The 17,824-nt window shown below is 60.2% G+C and carries 18 protein-coding genes; 3 read left to right on the top strand and 15 right to left on the bottom strand.

Going from position 1 to position 17,824, the window contains the following annotated elements:
- Positions 1-18: 18 nt before the first annotated feature.
- The 11 genes from truD to DET50_RS07115 all read right to left on the bottom strand — a co-directional run bounded on the left by truD (position 19) and on the right by DET50_RS07115 (position 13,357).
- Positions 19-1,071, bottom strand: a complete 1,053-nt coding sequence (truD, locus tag DET50_RS07165; protein ID WP_113862194.1) for a tRNA pseudouridine(13) synthase TruD — start codon at positions 1,069-1,071, stop codon at positions 19-21.
- Complete coding sequence (gene ispF, locus DET50_RS07160) at positions 1,068-1,547, bottom strand: 2-C-methyl-D-erythritol 2,4-cyclodiphosphate synthase (RefSeq protein WP_113862193.1); 480 nt, start codon at positions 1,545-1,547, stop codon at positions 1,068-1,070. Before ispF ends, truD begins: the two co-directional genes overlap by 4 nt.
- Before the next feature lie 42 nt (positions 1,548-1,589).
- A complete protein-coding gene (gene ispD / locus DET50_RS07155) occupies positions 1,590-2,291 on the bottom strand; it encodes a 2-C-methyl-D-erythritol 4-phosphate cytidylyltransferase (RefSeq protein ID WP_113862192.1) in 702 nt (233 codons plus the stop codon).
- A gap of 143 nt (positions 2,292-2,434) precedes the next feature.
- Entirely contained in the window at positions 2,435-2,707 is a 273-nt protein-coding gene (locus DET50_RS07150) for a septum formation initiator family protein (RefSeq protein ID WP_113862191.1), read from the bottom strand.
- A 200-nt stretch (positions 2,708-2,907) separates the two neighbouring features.
- Positions 2,908-4,203: a phosphopyruvate hydratase gene (eno, locus tag DET50_RS07145; protein WP_113862190.1), complete on the bottom strand. Its 1,296-nt coding sequence runs from the start codon at positions 4,201-4,203 to the stop codon at positions 2,908-2,910.
- A gap of 200 nt (positions 4,204-4,403) precedes the next feature.
- Complete coding sequence (gene kdsA, locus DET50_RS07140; protein ID WP_113862189.1) at positions 4,404-5,249, bottom strand: 3-deoxy-8-phosphooctulonate synthase; 846 nt, start codon at positions 5,247-5,249, stop codon at positions 4,404-4,406.
- Between the two features lie 2 nt (positions 5,250-5,251).
- Complete coding sequence (locus DET50_RS07135; protein ID WP_113862188.1) at positions 5,252-6,880, bottom strand: CTP synthase; 1,629 nt, start codon at positions 6,878-6,880, stop codon at positions 5,252-5,254.
- 88 nt (positions 6,881-6,968) lie between these two features.
- On the bottom strand, positions 6,969-8,324 hold the full coding sequence (gene tilS / locus DET50_RS07130; RefSeq protein WP_113862187.1) for a tRNA lysidine(34) synthetase TilS: 1,356 nt from the start codon (positions 8,322-8,324) through the stop codon (positions 6,969-6,971).
- The gene (accA, locus tag DET50_RS07125; protein WP_113862186.1) at positions 8,308-9,261 is read right to left on the bottom strand and encodes an acetyl-CoA carboxylase carboxyl transferase subunit alpha; all 954 of its coding nucleotides are present in this window, start codon (positions 9,259-9,261) and stop codon (positions 8,308-8,310) included. The genes tilS and accA overlap by 17 nt, the downstream gene beginning before the upstream one ends.
- A 105-nt stretch (positions 9,262-9,366) precedes the next feature.
- Positions 9,367-12,849 carry a DNA polymerase III subunit alpha gene (dnaE, locus tag DET50_RS07120; protein WP_113862185.1) on the bottom strand — a complete coding sequence of 1,161 codons (3,483 nt, stop codon included), beginning with the start codon at positions 12,847-12,849 and terminating at the stop codon, positions 9,367-9,369.
- A gap of 43 nt (positions 12,850-12,892) precedes the next feature.
- Positions 12,893-13,357 (bottom strand): TlpA family protein disulfide reductase, encoded by a 465-nt coding sequence (locus DET50_RS07115; RefSeq protein WP_113862184.1) that lies wholly within the window; start codon positions 13,355-13,357, stop codon positions 12,893-12,895.
- A 70-nt stretch (positions 13,358-13,427) separates the two neighbouring features.
- On the opposite strand from DET50_RS07115, the gene arsC reads away from it, so the two are divergent.
- Genes arsC through DET50_RS07100 form a run of 3 tightly spaced genes read left to right on the top strand, consistent with a single transcriptional unit; the run spans position 13,428 to position 14,810 of the window.
- Positions 13,428-13,781 (top strand): arsenate reductase (glutaredoxin), encoded by a 354-nt coding sequence (arsC, locus tag DET50_RS07110; RefSeq protein WP_113862183.1) that lies wholly within the window; start codon positions 13,428-13,430, stop codon positions 13,779-13,781.
- Between the two features lie 49 nt (positions 13,782-13,830).
- Positions 13,831-14,436, top strand: a complete 606-nt coding sequence (gene wrbA / locus DET50_RS07105; protein WP_113862182.1) for an NAD(P)H:quinone oxidoreductase — start codon at positions 13,831-13,833, stop codon at positions 14,434-14,436.
- 14 nt (positions 14,437-14,450) lie between these two features.
- The gene (locus DET50_RS07100; RefSeq protein WP_113862181.1) at positions 14,451-14,810 is read left to right on the top strand and encodes a DUF2069 domain-containing protein; all 360 of its coding nucleotides are present in this window, start codon (positions 14,451-14,453) and stop codon (positions 14,808-14,810) included.
- A 24-nt stretch (positions 14,811-14,834) separates the two neighbouring features.
- On the opposite strand, the gene DET50_RS07095 is transcribed toward DET50_RS07100, so the two are convergent.
- From DET50_RS07095 to DET50_RS07080, 4 genes are read right to left on the bottom strand one after another with little or no spacing between them, the layout of a single operon-like run.
- A complete protein-coding gene (locus DET50_RS07095; protein WP_113862180.1) occupies positions 14,835-15,893 on the bottom strand; it encodes a DUF3080 domain-containing protein in 1,059 nt (352 codons plus the stop codon).
- 29 nt (positions 15,894-15,922) lie between these two features.
- Positions 15,923-16,612, bottom strand: coding sequence for an acireductone synthase (gene mtnC / locus DET50_RS07090; RefSeq protein ID WP_113862179.1), 690 nt, complete (start codon positions 16,610-16,612; stop codon positions 15,923-15,925).
- Complete coding sequence (locus DET50_RS07085; RefSeq protein ID WP_113862178.1) at positions 16,609-17,169, bottom strand: 1,2-dihydroxy-3-keto-5-methylthiopentene dioxygenase; 561 nt, start codon at positions 17,167-17,169, stop codon at positions 16,609-16,611. The genes mtnC and DET50_RS07085 overlap by 4 nt, the downstream gene beginning before the upstream one ends.
- Complete coding sequence (locus DET50_RS07080; RefSeq protein WP_113862177.1) at positions 17,166-17,792, bottom strand: methylthioribulose 1-phosphate dehydratase; 627 nt, start codon at positions 17,790-17,792, stop codon at positions 17,166-17,168. Before DET50_RS07080 ends, DET50_RS07085 begins: the two co-directional genes overlap by 4 nt.
- Positions 17,793-17,824: the final 32 nt, after the last annotated feature.

Genomic DNA, 17,824 nt, shown 5'->3' with positions numbered 1-17,824 from the left:
GTTCTCCGCTAGCACTTTTTATTCGTTATGACGGCCGAGGCTCATGTCCTCCAGCTCGAAAATATCGCCCAGCACGGTGGTGGCATACTGGCCAGGCGGCAAAACAAAACAAATGAAGAGGGTATCTCCGCCCTGCCACTCCCAGTCCAGCTCCTGCGGCTGAACAACCAGTGGCCGGCGCTCCGGCTGCATCCGCGTGGCAGCAAACAACCGTTCAAGCTCCGGCCACTTACCGACCACATCCCGCTCCACGGCTTCCTGACCATCGGTTGCAGTGGTCCCGCCATCGCCCCACATCGGCCCCGTGGGCCCGGCAGCGCTTTCTGCTGGCTCTCCCGACAGGCAGGTGTTCCAGCTACCATCCGATACCCGCGTAGCAAGCACCTCGTTGAACAACCAGGATCTCGCCGCCGAAAAGTACAATACGTTTTTCGACCCGTCCCTGCCACCTCGGGAGCCACGTTTTGCGCGACCTTTCCGGCGATTCAGCTGCGAGGGATCCATCTTCAGGGCCCGGTCAAGGTTGCCACCATCATGGCCAAAGCGCTGCGGCCCGAAGTAATTGGGTGCGCCCTGCTCCCCGAGGCGATCCAATGCCTCGTCAATCTCCGCCTTCGAACCTTCGACATTTCTCAGCACGATGGCAAAGCGGTTAGCCGAATGCTCACCCCGCCGCAATTTCCGGGGTGCCCGTGCCGACGCCAGCACGCGCCAGTGCCCGTCCACCTCCCGGATAAAGTAATCATCCGAGGCTTCCATACCCGGCCGGTAGAGACTGAACCACTGGGTCGTCACCGCATGGCGATCCTTCAGACCACAGAACCCGACATCAAAACCGCGACAACCGGCCATCCGAGCCAACTGCCTGGCCACAAACTCGGTGTTATCGCCCGTCTTCTCGAGGCAGAGACACAGGTGCTCACCTTCTCCGGGAATCAGATCAGAAACAGTGAGGACTTCCTCGACCCTGAAATCCTCGGGAACACTCTTAAGCTGAGCCCTCGCGACCCGACCGTGACTGGTTGGCCAGTCCAGGCGCCATTGATGGCCTGTGGTGTTTTGATTGCTCACATGCTCACCGGCTCAAGTAGACAAATTGCCTGACAGGCAATCCCCTCACCGCGCCCGGTAAAACCCAGCTTCTCCGTGGTTGTCGCCTTGACGCTCACCCGGTTCGCGGCAATCCCCAGATCCTCGGCAATGTTCAGGCGCATGGCGTCGACATGGGGTGCCATCTTCGGCGCCTGGGCAATGATCGTACTGTCCACGTTCACCACCTCGTAGCCCTCGTCACGCACCCGGGCCATCACCCGGCGCAGCAGATCCCGGCTGTCCGCACCCGCCCACTCGTCACTGGTATCCGGAAACAGATGGCCGATATCCCCCAGGGCAACGGCCCCGAGCAGCGCATCCGCCAGGGCATGGAGCAACACATCCCCATCAGAATGTGCTTTCAGGCCCTGACTGTGAGGAATCTCGACACCACCAAGAATGACGGAATCACCTTCGCAAAAGGCATGGACATCAAAGCCCTGACCAATCCGCATGCTGCTCTCCGGAACGTTGAAAGGAATTTCGGGCGGAACCGGTTACAACCGGCTCAGGATAAAACCGGCCAGTGCCAGATCTGACGGAACCGTAATCTTGATATTATCAGGTCGCCCTTCCACCAGAACCGGCATGTTACCGGAAAATTCCATGGCAGAGGACTCATCCGTCACCCCATGCCCGGCATCAAGACACGCCTCCAGTGCCCGGGTCAGCGCCCCGAACCGGAACATCTGCGGCGTTAACGCCCGCCACAGCCGGCTACGATCCACCGTCGCCTCCACCTCCGGCGGCTGACCATCACCGGCGTGCTTGAGCGTATCGGCCACCGGAGACGCCAACAGCCCACCAACCGGGTGCCCGGAAAGGGTATCAATCAGGTTTGCCAGATCATCGGGGTGAACACAGGGTCGGGCGGCGTCATGCACCAGCACCCAGTCACTCTCGCTCGCCTGTTCTTTCAATGCATGGAGCGCCGAAAGCACGGAGTCTGCACGTTCCTTGCCACCGGTGCAGGTCTGGATCTGGTCATCCTTGACCGCCTCTGTATCCGGCCACCAGTGGTCCTGGGGGCTCAGGGGAACCATACAGCCAGAAAAATCGGCATTATCAAGTAGGCGGGAAAGAGTGATATCGAGAATAAAGCGGTTGGACAGCGTCAGATATTGTTTCGGCACTTCCGACTTCATGCGTTTGCCGATGCCGGCTGCCGGGACAATTAGCCAGTACTGGGGGTTAGTCATGAGGTTCTTGCACGTGGTCTGGAGAGCGGCGGGGGCGTCCTTTCCGGGAATGTCTGTGGCCATGGATGGCCACAGTCAAGCGCACATGGATGTGCTCGTAGCGTTTCCCGGAAAGGACGCCCCCGCCGCTCTGCGCTCACAGGTCAATTCTCGACAACCAGGAAGAAAGTCTCGTCCTCGCGAATCAACCCAAGGTTCATCCTCGCCCGCTCTTCCAACGCCCCCTGCTCACTACGCAGGTTCCGCACCTCCGCATAGAGACGATCATTACGAGCCGCCAGATCGGCATTCTCCGCACGCTGCTCGGCAATCGACTGCTCCAGGGACCACACCTGTGCAAAGCTGCCCTCCCCGACCCACAGGCGCACCTGCAGCAGGAGAATCAACACAACCATGATGGCCCAAAGCGTCTTCATTCCAATTCCGTCGGAGAAATAACCGTTCAAAAAATCAACACTGGCTAATGAGTATAGACCTTAGAGTAGATTAACAACAAATTCTTCTAACTGGTTGTACAAAAAGGCCATCGTGTCTGAACTTTCATCCAGAACGCGATGGCCTTAACATTTTGTTACCTGCCGATGGTCACCGGCAAGTTAATTTTTACCGCCGGACCTCAGCCCTGACCCTTGATCTCGCTCAGACCACGGTACGGCGCCTTGCCATCCAGAGCCTCTTCAATGCGCAGCAGCTGGTTGTACTTGGCAACCCGGTCGGAACGGCACAGGGAACCGGTCTTGATCTGGCCGGCGCAAGTGGCAACCGCCAGATCCGCGATGGTGGTGTCCTCGGTCTCACCGGAACGGTGGGAAATAACCGCTGTATAACCAGCATCCTGGGCCATCTTGATGGCATCCAGGGTCTCGGACAGGCTGCCGATCTGGTTGAACTTGATCAGGATGGAGTTGCCAATGCCCTTGTCGATACCCTGCTTCAGGATTTTGGTGTTGGTCACGAACAGATCATCGCCTACCAACTGCACCTTGCTGCCCAGCTTCTCGGTCAGCACCTTCCAGCCATCCCAGTCGCTCTCGTCCATGCCATCCTCGATGGAAACGATGGGGTAACGCTCACACAGGCCTGCCAGGTAATCGGCAAACCCTTCGGAATCGAAGCTCTTGCCTTCGCCGGAGAGCTGATACTGGCCATCCTTGTAGAACTCGGAAGAAGCACAGTCCAGGGCGAGGGTCACATCGGTACCCAGTTTGTAGCCCGCCTTTTCTACCGCTTCCTTGATCACAGCCAGTGCTGCCTCATTGGACGGCAGGTTCGGGGCAAAACCACCTTCATCACCGACAGCGGTGTTCAGACCCTGTGCCTGCAGAACTTTCTTCAGACTATGGAAGATCTCCGCGCCGACACGAAGGGCTTCGGAAAACGTCTTGGCAGAAACCGGTTGAACCATGAACTCCTGGATATCAACGTTGTTATCGGCGTGTTCGCCACCGTTGAGGATGTTCATCATCGGAACCGGCATGGAGAACTGGCCAGAGGTACCGTTGATGTCCGCGATGTGCGCATACAGCGGCTTACCCAGAGAGATCGCCGCAGCCTTGGCCGCTGCCAGAGAGACCGCCAGAATGGCGTTGGCGCCCAGATTCGCCTTGTTCTCGGTGCCGTCCAGTTCCAGCATGATGTTGTCCAGACCACGCTGGTCAGCCGCATCTTTGCCAACGAGCGCGTCACGGATCTTGCCATTCACGGCTTCAACCGCCTTCAAAACACCTTTGCCAAGGTACCGGGACTTGTCACCATCACGCAGTTCCAGAGCTTCCCGGGAACCGGTAGACGCACCGGAAGGCGCACATGCACTTCCGATGGCTCCATCCTCGAGGATAACGTCCGCTTCGACAGTGGGGTTACCACGGGAATCCAGAACCTCGCGGCCCTTGATGTTAGCAATCTTGGTCATTCGACTGATTCTCCAGGTTTTCGATTTCTAAACGGTTCTAACGTGTAGCTGGGCATAGAGCAGGTGGGGGATGGCTTTCCGAAACTGTGCGGAGCCAGGGATGGCGGAGCCCAAGCGTCACATGGATGTGCCGCAAGGAGCGTGTTTCGGAAAGCCATCCCCCACCTGCTCGTACTCCCAAACAAAACAAACACCGCCAATCAGGCGGTGTCGATAGGTTTAAAACTTTTCACCAGGTCATCCACGGCTTTGACCCTCTGCAGGAAGGGCTCCAGCTGGCTGAGCCGCAAGGCGCAGGGTCCATCGCACTTGGCCTGATCGGGATCCGGATGTGCCTCCAGGAACAGACCGGCCAGGCCCTGGGACATACCCGCCAGTGCCAGGTCGGTAACCTGGGCACGTCGGCCTCCGGCCGAATCGGCGCGACCTCCTGGCATCTGTAACGAGTGGGTCACATCGAACATCACAGGCACATTCATGGCCTTCATGATGCCGAAGCCCAGCATGTCCACCACCAGGTTGTTGTAACCGAAGCTGCTACCCCGCTCGCACAGGATCACCTTGTCATTGCCGGCTTCCTCGCACTTGGTGATGATGTGCTTCATCTCCTGGGGCGCCAGGAACTGGGCCTTCTTGACGTTGATCACCGCGCCGGTCTCGGCCATAGCGACCACCAGATCGGTCTGGCGACTCAGGAATGCGGGCAGCTGGATGATGTCACAGACTTCCGCCGCTGGGGCTGCCTGCGCCGGCTCGTGAACATCGGAAATAATCGGGATGCCGAGCTTGCTCTTGATGTCCGCCAGGATCTGAAGCCCCTTCTCAAGACCGGGGCCACGGAACGAGTGCACGGACGAGCGGTTAGCCTTGTCGAAAGAGGCTTTGAACACGTAAGGGATGCCGAGGCGACCACAGACATCCACATACTTTTCAGCCACCTCGAAGGCAAGCTCCCGGGACTCGAGCACGTTCATGCCACCAAACAGCACGAACGGCTTGTCATTGGCGACTTCAATGCCCGAGACGTTTACCGTGCTCTGCGCCATACTCAGGACTCCTTCTTGTGCGCCAGAGCCGCTTCAACAAAGCCCTTGAACAGCGGGTGGCCGTCCCGGGGTGTGGAGGTAAATTCCGGGTGGAACTGGCAGGCCACGAACCACGGGTGATCCGGCGCCTCCACCACTTCCACCAGCTTGCCGTCGCTGGAGCGACCGGAGACCTGAAGGCCAGCACCCTCAAGCGCAGGCAGGAAATGGTTGTTCACCTCATAGCGGTGACGATGGCGCTCGCGGATGGTCTTCTTGCCGTAGCAATTGGCGATGGTGGAACCTTCGGTCAGAACGCAGTCCTGGGCACCCAGACGCATGGTGCCACCCAGATCGGATTCCTCGGTGCGCTCTTCGCGCTCACCGGTGGCATCCAGCCATTCGGTAATCAGACCAACCACCGGCTCCGGAGTATGGGTACGGAATTCGGTACTGTGGGCATCCTTCAGGCCGGCAACGTTGCGAGCGTATTCAATCACGGCGACCTGCATGCCGAGGCAGATACCCAGGTAGGGAACCTTGTTCTCGCGGGCATACTGTACGGTGCGGATCTTGCCTTCAACACCGCGCTCGCCGAAGCCACCGGGTACCAGGATGGCATCGGCAGCTTCCAGCACTCGTGTGCCGTCCCGCTCGATGTCTTCGGAATCGATGTAGTTGATGTTTACCTTGGTGCGCGTTTTGATACCGGCGTGCAGCAAGGACTCGATCAGCGACTTGTAGGCATCCAGCAGCTCCATGTACTTGCCGACCATGGCAATGGTCACTTCCTGCTCCGGATGCATCAGTGCTTCGACCACGCTGTCCCACTCGCCCAGGTCTGCGGCCCGCGCATCCAGACCGAAACGCTCGATCACCAGCTGGTCCAGTCCATGCTCGTGCAGCATGCGCGGGATGGCATAGATGGACTTGGCATCCTGGAGCGGAATGACTGCGCGCTCTTCCACGTTGGTGAACAATGCAATCTTGCGACGGGAGCTGGCATCGACCTCGTGCTCGGAACGGCACAGCAGGATGTCCGGCTGCAAACCGATGGAGCGCATTTCCTTGACGGAGTGCTGGGTCGGCTTGGTCTTGATCTCGCCGGCAGTAGCGATATACGGAACCAGGGTCAGGTGCATGAACAGGGCGCGCTGAGGACCCACCTCAACCTTCAGCTGACGGCAGGCCTCCAGGAACGGCAGGGATTCGATATCACCCACGGTGCCACCGATCTCGATCAACGCCACATCCACGCCTGCGGCGCCTTCCACCACCCGACGCTTGATCTCGTCGGTGATGTGCGGAATGACCTGCACGGTACCGCCCAGGTAGTCGCCACGGCGTTCCTTGCGGATCACTTCCTCGTAGACGCGACCGGTGGTGAAGTTGTTACGGCGGCTCATCCGGGTGCGGATAAAGCGCTCGTAGTGGCCAAGGTCCAGGTCGGTTTCCGCGCCATCTTCGGTGACAAAAACTTCACCGTGCTGGAACGGGCTCATGGTGCCGGGGTCTACGTTGATGTAGGGGTCCAGCTTGAGAATGGTGACCTTCAGGCCGCGTGCCTCGAGGATGGCTGCCAGGGAGGCAGACGCAATACCTTTCCCCAAGGAGGACACGACACCGCCGGTGACGAAAATATAACGCGTCATGCAGATTCCGTGATTGTCTGGTTCGGTGAAGGAGGGAGATTGTTCATCTCAAGATGGGACGCCAGACTACCAGAAAGCCCCCCTCTACTCAATCACAATCCCGCTCCACAATCAGCCTCCAGCCGGCGGCAGGGGCGCCTCCCGAGTATTGTCCAGAACACCACAAATCGCCAATTGCGATCAGGGTTTCCTCCTCGCCATCCTGGCTGAAAACCAGCGGAATACCTGGCCTCTCCCAGGGTGGAATCCCCTGCTCCTGCAACCATTTCTTGACCCGTTTTCCGGGCCCGTCCGGTACCGGACGGAAACGCTCACCCCCTCGCCTCGTAGATACCCGTATTGCCGGCGGTGGCTGTTTCTGGCCTTCAGCAGGAAGCAGCCGGATACGCCAGCTTCCCCAGCAGAGGGGTTGTTCGGGCCGGAGTTCTGCGTTTGTAGTTTCCGGTTCTGACCGGTCGGGAACCAGATACAGCCGGCCCCGGAAACGCCGGATGGCAAAGCCCGCACCAAGCAGTTCCGGCTCACCGTCTTCCCGGGCATGGATCAGATCGGAGATCACCTGCCCCCAGTCCTGTATCGACGGCAGCTCGTAACCGGAAGTCCGGATCCACCAGCGCATCAGGTTTTTCTGTTCCGGGAGTGGCAACTGGTTCAGGCGTTTGGTACACGGATGCCGGCCATCGGGCGAACAGTCGCGCCACTGGATCTCCGCCAGCCGCTCGGTCAGGGCCACCTGTTCGGCACAGGCAGCTGCGGTATGCCTGAGCCTGACATTCAGGCCGGGCCAGCGCTCTTTGAGTTCGGGCAGGATTCTGTGCCTGAGGAAGTTCCGGTCGAAACGCTCATCGACATTACTCGGATCCTCCACCCACTCCAGACCGGCCTCATTGGCCCATTGGGACAACTGTGCACGGTCGAACCCGAGCAGTGGGCGCACCAGTCGCCCTGCTCCCAGCGCCCGCTCACGGGGCATACCCGCCAGCCCCCGGACACCGGTGCCACGGAGCATCCTGAACAATACCGTCTCGGCCTGGTCGTCGGCGTGATGGGCCATCAGCAGCAAATCACCGGCTTCCAGGATCTCCTCGAACACGGCGTAGCGGGCATGGCGGGCAGCCTCCTCGATGCCACCGGCGCTGCCCTCGGCTGTCTCTGCCCGGACATCCACCCGGCGCACGAGCAGTTCAATGCCCAGAGCCTCACAGGTTCGACGGCAGAACTGCTCGGATTGTTCCGAATTGGCCTGTAACTGGTGATTGATGTGAATGGCGCGAAGATCGGGACTGCCGGGAAAACAGCGGGCTGCCAAGTACAGTAGCAGCGTGGAATCCAGACCGCCACTGAAGGCGACCCAGAGTCTGTTGTGCGCGGGGAGTGACCTGACCGGAGCGCAGAGTGCCTCCGGCCAGGGAAAACCAGGGAGGGGCTTAGCGCCCGTTGTCATAGCGGGTCAGCCGCTCGTAGCGACGGGATACCAGCTCGTCCAGCGGCAGACGGGAAAGTTCCGTCACGCCCTTGGTAAGAGTCTCGCGGAGGGATTCCGCCATCTTTTCCGGATTCCGGTGCGCACCGCCCAGCGGCTCGGGAATAACATTGTCCGCCAGCCCGAGATCCTTGAGCCGGTCTGCCGTCACACCCATGGCCTCGGCAGCCTGAGCCGCATATTCCGCGCTCTTCCAGAGGATGGAGGCACAACCTTCCGGTGAAATCACCGCGTAGGTGGAATACTGAAGCATGTTCAGCTGGTCACAGACGCCAATTGCCAGGGCGCCACCGGAACCACCCTCGCCAATCACCGTGGAGATGATCGGGGTTTTCAGGCGGGACATCACGGCGAGGTTGAAGGCAATCGCCTCACTCTGGCCACGCTCCTCGGCACCGATGCCGGGATAGGCACCCGGCGTGTCAATGAAGGTCAGGATGGGCATCTTGAAACGCTCGGCCATTTCCATCAACCGCAAGGCCTTGCGGTAACCCTCCGGGCGGGGCATGCCGAAGTTGCGCTTGACCTTGTCTCTGACTTCACGGCCCTTCTGATGGCCGATGACCATGACCGGCTTGTCGCCCAAGCGTGCGGTACCGCCGACAATGGCCTGGTCATCCGCGTAACGGCGATCCCCGTGCAGCTCGTCGAAATCATCGAAAATCATCTCGATGTAATCGAACGTGTACGGCCGGCGCGGGTGCCGAGCCAGCCGGGCAATATCCCAGGGCTGCAGGTGCGAGAAGATGCTCTCCGTGAGACTGACGCTCTTCTTCTTGAGGCGGCTGATCTCATCGGTGATGTTGATGTCGGTGTCGTTGCCGACCATGCGAAGCTCTTCAATCTTGGCTTCCAGGTCGGCGATCGGCTGTTCAAAATCCAGGTAATTAGGGTTCATGATGTTCCATCATTTTGATTTGCCTGACGACCCGGCGGGCCGCCAAAACCAGAATTTGGGACAAAGATAGCAGTGCATAAAGGCCGGCTAAAGCGGACATTGGTCTTAATCATAGACCAGTTCAACCGATTGGTCGCCCACCAGGTACCGGAGCTCCAGCAACAGGTTATCGTCCGGCTGCACCCGCCAGGACTCGCCCAGCTCGATGCGGGTCCGGGCCTCGGGACTGCGATACTCGATCCATACCGGACTGCCCTCACAACGGAACGGTCTCAGGGTTTCATCCAGTTTGTCCAGCAGGCCGTTCTGCAGCTGATCCGCCGCCAGCTCCAGTTTCAGCCCCCGGCTGAACTGTTGCCGGGCGGTGGCCACGTCCATCACGGAGTTGACGCGCATTTTCATCTGCCCGGAGTAGTCATCGTGACTGACCTGCCCTTCCACCACAATGACCTGGTCCGATTGCAGCAGCTCCCGATTCTCGAAGAAGGTTTCCGAGAACAGGGTTGCCTCGATGCGGGCGCTGCGGTCGTCCAGGGTAATGAAACACATGGTCGACCCGGTCCGGGTTTTCATGGTGCGCTGGGCCACCACCAGGCCTGCCACACGCTGGGGAGCCTTGTTCGGTTTCAGATCGGCGATGGATGAACGCACAAACCGGCGCACTTCCTTCTCGTATTCGTCGAACGGGTGTCCGGTCAGGTACAGCCCCAGGGTATCCTTCTCGCCCTTGAGGCGTTCCTTTTTCGGCCATTCACGGACATGGGCCACGTCGGCGTAGGCATCGCCGTCCTCGCCTCCGGACTCCAGCATTTCACCAAACATATCCATCATGCCCACGGCATCGTTGCGGGACTGCTGGTCTGCCTGCTGCACCGCCTTGTCGATGCTCGCCATCAGCTGGGCCCGACCGGGGCCGAGTTTGTCCATGGCACCGGCGCGGATCAGCGCCTCCATGGCTCGCTTGTTGACCTTCTTGAGGTCCACCCGCCGGCAGAAATCGAAGATATCCTCGAAAGGACCATCCTTGGCGGCCGCCACGATACTGTCAATCGGGCCCTCACCCAGGCCCTTGATGGCGCCAAGACCGTAGACGATCTGGCCCTCATCGTTGACGGTAAAGGTGTAGGCGGAACGGCTGACGTCTGGCACCAGCAGGTCCAGCTTCATGTTCCGGCACTCTTCCACCAGCGTCACCACCTTGTCGGTGTTCTGCATATCGGCGGTGAGTACCGCGGCCATGAACTCGGCCGGGTAATGGGCCTTGAGCCACAGGGTCTGGTAGGACACCAGGGCGTAGGCGGCAGAGTGCGACTTGTTGAAGCCGTAACCGGCGAACTTTTCCACCAGGTCGAAGATGTTCTCGGCCAGGGTCTTGTCGATGCCGTTCTTTTCACAACCGTCGAGGAAAATGGCTTTCTGCTTCGCCATCTCCTCCGGCTTCTTCTTACCCATGGCCCGACGGAGCATGTCCGCACCACCCAGGGTATAGCCGGCCATCACCTGGGCAATCTGCATGACCTGCTCCTGGTACAGGATGACCCCGTAGGTGGGCTCCAGTACCGGCTTCAGGCCCTCATACTGATAATCCGGATGCGGGTAGGACATCGGCTGCCGGCCATGCTTCCGGTCGATGAAGTCGTCCACCATGCCGGACTGCAGCGGGCCGGGACGGAACAGCGCCACCAGGGCGATCATGTCTTCCAGGGAATCCGGCTGCAGGCGGCGGATGAGATCCTTCATACCGCGGGATTCCAGCTGGAACACCGCCGTGGTTTCGGCCCGTTTCAGCATCTCGAAGGACGGCTTGTCATCCAGCGGAATGGTGCTGATATCCAGGACACCCTCGCCGAGCTTTTCCCGGCGCGGGTTGATCATGTTCAGGGCCCACTTGATGATGGTGAGAGTCCGCAAACCCAGAAAGTCGAACTTCACCAGGCCGGCGTCTTCCACGTCCCCTTTATCAAACTGGGTTACCAGGCTTCCACCCTCGTCATCGCAGTACAGCGGCGAGAAATCGGTAATCTTGGTAGGGGCGATCACCACCCCACCGGCGTGTTTGCCAGCGTTCCGGCAGACACCTTCGAGCTTGAGGGCCATCTCCCAGATTTCCTGGGCTTCCTCGTCCTGTTCCAGGAAATCCTTGAGCTGGGGCTCCTGCTCGATTGCCTTTTCCAGGGTCATGCCCACTTCGAACGGAATCAGCTTGGACAACTTGTCCGCCAGACCATAGGACTTGCCCTGGACCCGCGCCACATCGCGCACCACCGCCTTGGCAGCCATGGTGCCGAAGGTGATGATCTGGGAGACCGCCTCACGGCCGTACTTCTCGGCGGTATAGTCAATCACACGGTCGCGGCCTTCCATGCAGAAGTCGACGTCGAAGTCGGGCATGGATACCCGTTCCGGATTCAGGAACCGCTCAAACAGCAGGTCGTATTCCAGCGGGTCCAGGTCGGTAATCAGCAGTGCATAGGCCACCAGGGAACCGGCACCGGAACCCCGGCCGGGGCCCACCGGCACGCCGTTGTTCTTGGCCCACTTGATGAAGTCCATCACGATCAGGAAGTAACCCGGGAACCCCATCTGGGTGATGATATCCAGCTCGAAGTTCAGGCGTTTGTAGTAAGCTTCCCGCTTCTGGTCGTATTCCGGGTCGTCCTTGCTCAGGGTTTTCGCCAGGCGCGCTTCCAGGCCTTCTTCAGACACATGGCGGAAATACTCGTCCATGGTCATGCCGTCGGGGATCGGGTAGTTGGGCAGGAAGTACTCGCCCATACGCACTTTCACCGAGCAGCGGCGGGCAATTTCCACAGTGTTCTCAACCGCCTCGGGAATGTCCGAGAACAGCTCGATCATCTCCTCGGCGCTGCGCAGGTATTGCTGGTCACTGAACCGGCGTTCTCGGCGCGGGTCGTCCAGAGTCCGGCTTTCGCCGATGCAGACCCGGGCCTCGTGGGCCTCGAAGTCATCGGCTTCCAGGAAGTGGACATCGTTGGTGGCCACCACCGGCAAGCCCAGTTCCGCCGCCAGCTCAACACTCAGGTGCAGACAGTCTTCATCCCCAGCGCGTCCGGTGCGCTGAAGCTCCAGGTAATAGCTGTCCGGGTAGAGGTTCATCCAGTATTCGGCTCGCTCACGGGCCAGCTCGGGTTTGCCCGCCAGCAGTGCCTTGCCGACATCCCCCAGCTTGGCCCCGGAGAGCGCGACTAACCCCTTTGCCCGTGCTTCCAGCCAACGGCGCTGGATGATGGGTTTGCCGAAGCGTTGGCCCTCGGTGTAACCGAGGGAGATGATTTCCGTAAGGTTCAGGTAGCCATCATTGTCCCGTGCCAGCAGCGTCAGGCGGAACGGGCTGTCCGGCTCATCCGGATTCTCCAGCCACAGGTCCGCACCGATAATCGGTTTGACACCGGCACCGGTGGCCGCTTTGTAGAAACGCACCAGCGAGCACATATTGGATTGCTCGGTCAGCCCCACAGCGGGCATGCCCAGCTCGGCGACACGACTGATCAGCGGTTTGACCCGGACCAGTCCATCCACCATGGAATATTCGGAATGTACGCGAAGGTGTACGAAGGTTTGCGCCATAATAAAAGGCTGTTCCTGCTTGTGTTCAGTCTTGGGCGCGGGCTCAGCCGCCGATCAACGCCCGGATATCCGCTTCTGTCTGGGGGCCGAAGCGGGTTTCCAGCAATTCTCCGTCCGGATTAACGACAAACGTGGCCGGCAGGGCCACGGGAATCTGCCAATCAAACCGGGAAGCGGGATCTTCCGCCAGCATGGTGAACTCGATGCCCATCCGCTCACCCAGCTCTGTCAGTTCCGCTCCGGTTACGCCGTCAAAATTGACACCAAGTACCGCAATATCCGGCGCCTTATCCAGCTCGTTCAGTTCCGGGATTTCCTCCAGGCAGGGCTTGCACCATTCGGCCCAGTAGTTGACCAGCACCCATTGCCCGCGCAGGCTGTCCCAGTTCAGGCGGGGCCCTTCCGCGCGTTCAAACTCGGTTTTCTGGCAGCCTGACAAAAAAACCGTCATAAGCACGGCTGCAACCATCAACCCTCGGGCACGGCCAACCCATTCAGGGTACTGCACGGCAACTCCTCCTGTTAGACTACGGGCCTTTCAAACCCGCTGTATCCATCCCAGATAATCAGGCCAGAAGATGACAGAACCGACCCGGATTTTCCACAACCCGCGCTGCTCCAAGTCACGTCAAACACTTGAACTGCTTAACGAACGGGGAATCGAGCCGGGGATTATACGCTACCTGGAAACTCCTCCGACAGCGGAAGAGCTCGGGAATATCCTGGATATGCTGGGCTGCGAGCCCCGGGAACTCATGCGCACCAAGGAAACCGAATACAAGGAGCTGGGCCTGGATAGCACTGAGTTGTCCCGGGAACAGCTGCTCCAGGCGATGTCCGAGCATCCGAAACTGATCGAACGCCCCATCGTAATTCGTAACAACAAGGCGGCCCTGGGCAGACCACCGGAGAATGTTCTGACCATTCTGTAATGTCATCTCCGAATCCAGTTACAAGCCGCCAAGCAAGGAAACCCGTTCCATGGCAGAGCATGCACCGTACGTCCTGATTCTTTATTACAGCCGCAATGGCCAGACCGCAGAGCTGGCCGGCCAGATCGGCCGGGGCGTTGCCCGGGTATCCGGCATTGAGGCCCGCCTGCGGGCCGTGCCACCGGTATCCCCCGATACCGAAGCGAGCCTGCCGCCGGTACCTGATGAGGGAGCGCCCTATGCCACCAAGGCCGACCTTGGCGGATGCTCCGGGCTGGCCATTGGCAGCCCCACACGCTTTGGCAACATGGCGGCGCCCCTGAAGCACTTTCTCGATACCACTGGTGATCTGTGGCTGAGCGGTGCCCTGGCCGGAAAACCCGCAGGTGCGTTCACCTCGACCGGCAGTCTCCACGGGGGCCAGGAAACCACCCTGATGACCATGATGATGCCGCTGCTTCACCACGGCATGGTGTTGTGCGGTCTGCCCTACACCGAGCAGGCACTGGGCGAGACTGAATCCGGGGGAACGCCCTACGGCCCGTCCCACTGGGCCGGTACCGGAGAGCAGCTGCCCCTGAGCGAACACGAGAAGACCCTGTGCCAGGCCTTCGGCCATCGCCTGGCCACCCTGGCCCTTAAATTGTCCGACTGAACCGGAAAGCACCCATGCTCCACAACCCGAAAGCGAAACAAACTGCACGGCTCACCATTCTGCTGTACCTCGCGGTGCTGGCGACCCTCATAGCCACCACTTTTTTCCCCGCGCCGATTGAAGGGGTTTCCATCACCCTGATGCTGACAGTAAAGCTGGTCCCCCTGCTGGCCTTTGCCGTGCCGGTATTCCGGGGCCACAACCGCGGCTATATCTGGATGGCCTTCGTGGTGATCTTCTACTTCACCCAGGCGGTGGTGTCAGCCTGGCTGAGCGAGGGGGCACCGGGCCCGGTACTGTTGACGGTGCTGACGCTGCTGCTGTTCGTCGTTGCCATGATTCATCTGAAAGTGAATCGTCCACAGGCAAGCTGACTCTGGCGGGGCTGCCTGTCCTTTTTACGCCCCGGGGCGCAGACCGCACTGCTCCAGCAGGTCCTGCCAGGCCCGGGTGTGATCCGCCATTGCCCGGTCCAGCTCAAGCCAGAGGCTGCCTTCCGCGGACAGGGACAGATGCTGCAGGTACCAGTCCCGGAACTGCTCCGGCATCACCTCTTCCTGCTGTTGCGCCAGCCTGGCAAGGGGCTCAATCAACGCATCCCGGCCCCGGCGGATCTCGCCCATGTAGGGCTGGATCTCTTCGATGTACACGCTGAAGAACATGTTCTGAACAATGTCGGACTGATTGTTCGGCTTGCCATTGAGGCACAGCGGCCGCCCGTCCAGCCGCTCCTGCAACAGGCCAGTCGCGTCGTCCAGCCTGGCCGCCAGCAACCGTGCACTGTTGATCAACTGCCCCGCCCGATACTCGGCCTGCCATCGCTGATGAACGTTGCCAGCAAACTCCAGTGACACATCCAGCCTTTCATCCAGCAACCTGGCAGTGGCGGCATTCAGCTGTTGCGCATCCAGCGCCAGATCGGAAACCGGATCGCCTTCCGCGGCTACCGGGTAATAGCCCTTGGCCAGGGTGAAAAGGGTCTCCACCTCTTCCACACCCCAGGTGGCATTCCACACCGCAATGGGCAGGGACTCCCGCTTGCTCTCGATGGCTTCCCCGAGTGCTTCCTCAAGCTCCTCGTCCTCCACCTCGGGCAGACAATTCCGGGCCGCCTCGATGAAGCGCACCTCGTAACGAAGACGATTGAGGGGCTGCATGACCCGGCCCATCACTGAATTTTTCTCGCCCACCACCAACTGCAGTTCACAGCCATAGAGGGACAGGAAATCGAGCATGCCCATGTCCAGTTCCGGCATGGCCAGTACCCGGTCACGACGGCGGGGGATCTGTTCGGCGGGTTCCGGGGAAGAGAGCTCGGGTTCCGTCTCCAGAACCCGGGCGACCCGCTCCACGTATTCATCCAGCATGGGGCGGGCCTCGGAAAATGGATTACAGGCGCTCAGGACCGGAATAATCAGCAGCAGCGCCATTGAGCGGGCCCAGCGTGTTCCGGTCATGGGATCCTCCTGTGGGTCAGGCGGAGGTGTCAGCGCTTGCGCAGCAGGGTCTCCACCTCCGAGAAATCGCGGGCGACGAACCGGCCGGTGTCGGGCAGTTCGCCCTCCCGGACCAGCCAGGCAGTCTTCATGCCGGCAGCCTCTGCTGCTTCGAGTTCCGCCTCGACATCGGACAGAAACAGCACGGTTTCCGGCTCGACACCCAGCTCTTTGAGAATATTACGATAGGAATCGGCTTCTTTCTTGCCACCAATGCGGGTGTCGAAATACCCGGAGAAGAACGGCGTGAAATCACCCTCGGTGGTAAAGCCGAAAATGAGCTTCTGGGCCTTCACCGAACCGGAGGAGTAGACAAACAGACGCAGGCCCCGATCATGCCAGCGCTGCAGGTAATCGGCCGCATCCGGGTAGATATGCCCCTTCAGCTCACCCTGCTGGTAGCCCTGCTCCCAGACCATACCCTGCAGGGCTTTCAGGGAGGTTTCCTTGCGGTCTTCCCTGATCCACTGCTGGAGCACCTCGACAAGGCCCTCCACATCCTGACGATCGACGCCACTTGCTGCGGCAACCGCATCGAGCTGCTCAGCCACGGCAGGATCACCCCGGTGTTCGGTCACGAACCCGGGCAGGTGCTCGGCCGCGAACGGGAACAGCACGTCGTGCACAAACGAAATGGAGCTGGTGGTGCCCTCAATGTCCGTCAGAATAACCCGGATCATCCACCCGCCTCCGCCAGCGCTTCGTACCGGGGCAGCCGGCTGGCAATGTCCTCGCCGGTAAAGTCGGCCACCCAGCCTTCCGGATTGCTGAACAGGCGAATGCAGGTGAATTCCGGCTCAGGCCCCATGTCGAACCAGTGCCGGGTGCCGTCCGGGACGCTGATCAGGTCATTCTTCTGGCACATTACTGCGTAGACCTGGTCACCGAAATGCAGGTAGAACAGGCCCTGGCCCCGCACGAAGAAACGGACCTCGTCTTCACTGTGGGTGTGTTCATCCAGGAATTTCTGGCGGAACGCCTCTTTCTGCGGGTTATCCGGATTGAGGTTGATGACATCGGCGGTCTGGAATCCGCATTCTTCCTTCAGCCGGGCCACTTCCTCGCTGTAGGCCTCCAGGATCTGTTCCTGGGTGGCATCGGCCGGCAAGTCACGGGTCGGCCACTGTTCGAAGCGAATGCCCTGGGTGGCCAGCAGCTCGCGGATTTCCGACGGCTCTTCCGTTACGGTCCGGGCGCGCTCTGGCTGGCTTTGATCGAAGATGCTCAGGGTGGTCATGGGCGGACCCTCATGGTTTCAAGTTCACATTCAAAAAGGAATTCAAAGGCTTCCACATGGCGCAGGCAATCGGCCATGGTCTTGCCCCAGGTGTACAGGCCGTGGCCCCGGATCAGGTAGCCCGGCTGCTCAGGATGCTCCGCGAACCAGGCCTTGGTATCCCCGGCGAGCGCATCGATATTCTGGGTGTTGTCGAACACCGGAACCGTCAATACGGATTCGTGGGTCTGCACGCCGGAGAAGGCTTTCTGCAGTTCATAGCCTTCCAGTTCCAGCGCCCGGCCCGGATCCAGTAGCCGGCTCAGTACGGTGGCTTTCACAGAATGGGTGTGCAGCACCGCCCCGACCTCCGGGAAAAGTTCATAAAGCACGGTATGCAGACGGGTTTCTGCAGAGGAGCGGCAGCTGCTCTGGACGGGCTGACCGGACAGGTCCACCACCATCACATCGCCGGCCCCCAGCTGGCCTTTGTGCCGGCCGGAAACCGTGATCGCAATGTGCTCGTCGTCAATCCGCGCCGAGTAATTGCTGCTGGTGGCCGGCGACCAGCCCCGCTGGTACAGGAAGCGGCCGGCTTCGACGATGGATTCTGCCGCAACGGCGTATCGGGTGACATCAAACACGGTGTTTCTCCACGGACCAGGTGCCAGGGCGT

The organism is Marinobacter pelagius (assembly GCF_003315345.1).
In the GTDB taxonomy this organism is placed as follows: Bacteria; Pseudomonadota; Gammaproteobacteria; order Pseudomonadales; family Oleiphilaceae; genus Marinobacter; species Marinobacter pelagius_A.
The sequence above is the reverse complement of the archived record's forward strand: the minus strand, read 5'-3'. Positions and strand labels throughout refer to the sequence as shown.